1 protein-coding gene and 1 pseudogene are annotated in these 1308 nt (G+C 72.8%); one reads left to right on the top strand and one right to left on the bottom strand.

Annotation, left to right across the window (positions count from 1 at the left end; translation table 11 throughout):
- Positions 1 to 360, bottom strand: a 360-nt coding sequence (locus tag AB0C29_RS48880) for a hypothetical protein (protein WP_360835271.1), incomplete at its 3' end; no start/stop codon positions are given.
- A 679-nt stretch (positions 361 to 1039) separates the two neighbouring features.
- Here AB0C29_RS48880 and AB0C29_RS48875 point away from each other — a divergent pair.
- Positions 1040 to 1308: pseudogene (locus AB0C29_RS48875) on the top strand (hypothetical protein); the annotation flags it as partial.

Raw genomic sequence — 1308 nt, 5'->3', positions numbered from 1 at the left:
GTCCGCGCTGCCCGCGCCGTCCGCGCCGTCCGCGCCGTCCGCGCCGGCCAGGCCGCACTCGGTGGCGAACCACTGGGCGGTGCGCAGCTTGGAGATTGAACTGTCCCGCAACTCCGGTCGCAGCTCGCCGCGCAGCCGCCGCCCGGTGACCGCGTCGACGTTCCAGGCGATGACGTGCTCCAGCTCCGGCCACGTGGCCGGCTCTGCCAGATCCGGGCTGAACCGCAGTTGCAGTCCGGTGAGGTGACGCAGCCCGGCCGGCGCCGGCAGATTGGTGAGCCGCCCGCGCAGCGCCACCCGGCGCACCTCGGCAAATCTGAGCAGGCTCGCGTAGTCGAACGGCTGCCGCAACGGACCCACCGTCACATCCACGGACCGGGCCGCCGCCAGGGAGGGAAGACCGGCAAGCCAACCGGTCCGGCCGCCGTACGCGGATAGAGATGCAGCGCCGGGCACCTGGCCTCCCCACCGGTCGCGACGCTCAGCGCGGCGAGATTCCCGTACGCGGCGAACGTGCCGGGAGCGCGTCCACTCCGCGAAGCCGGTGTCGTCACCCTCGTAGTGCAGCCAGCGCGGCCACGGTCCCCCCGAGGGGACGGTGAAGGGTCCAGTCGAGGCGGTCGGCGGGGGAGACCACGAGGTCGGGCCGGGCCCATCCGAACCTCCTCGCGGCGGGCCGCCGACGATCCGCATTGCCCGTTCACCGATTCGCCGGTCCGCTATCAATAACGCCGGACCGGCGCATCCTACCGGTACGGTCAGAATGCCCCCGGATCACGGGTATCGGTTTTCCCGATGTCCCGGATCGACACCTCTGATAACGCTCACAACGGATCGACCGGCCTTGCTTTCCGGAGCCGCATCATTGAATATTGCCGGGCATCGCCATTCTGGCTGCGCCGCGGTGACGGCCGGTATCCGGGAGACAGACACCCCCATGTCCTATCAGCAGCCCGGTCGTTCGCGCGGCCGTCCCGGATCGCGAGCCGGCCGGTCGCCCGCACAACCGCGCAGCTCAGCCGTCATCGTCGGCGGGGCCGTGCTCGCGGTGCTGGCGATGGTGCTGGTCATCGTCATCGAACGCCGGCAGCACGCGGACACCGCGCCCGATGCGAGCGGGGCGTGGATCGCTCCGCCGGTGGCCGACCAGTCGCCGGCGCTCATCCCGTTGCAGTCCGCCACGCCGTCCCCGTCGGGCGCCCCGAACGCCGCGGCCACCGGTATGCCCCTGCCGGTGGCCCGGCCCTCCTCGTCCCGTCCCGCGCCCCGCCGCACGCCCCCCGCCCGGCTGCTGCCCGAGCCGGGGAG

It is taken from the genome of Actinoplanes sp. NPDC048791, assembly GCF_040650095.1.
In the GTDB taxonomy this organism is placed as follows: Bacteria; Actinomycetota; Actinomycetes; order Mycobacteriales; family Micromonosporaceae; genus Actinoplanes.
Note: the sequence above shows the minus strand (reverse complement) of the source record. Positions and strands in the feature narration are given on the sequence as shown.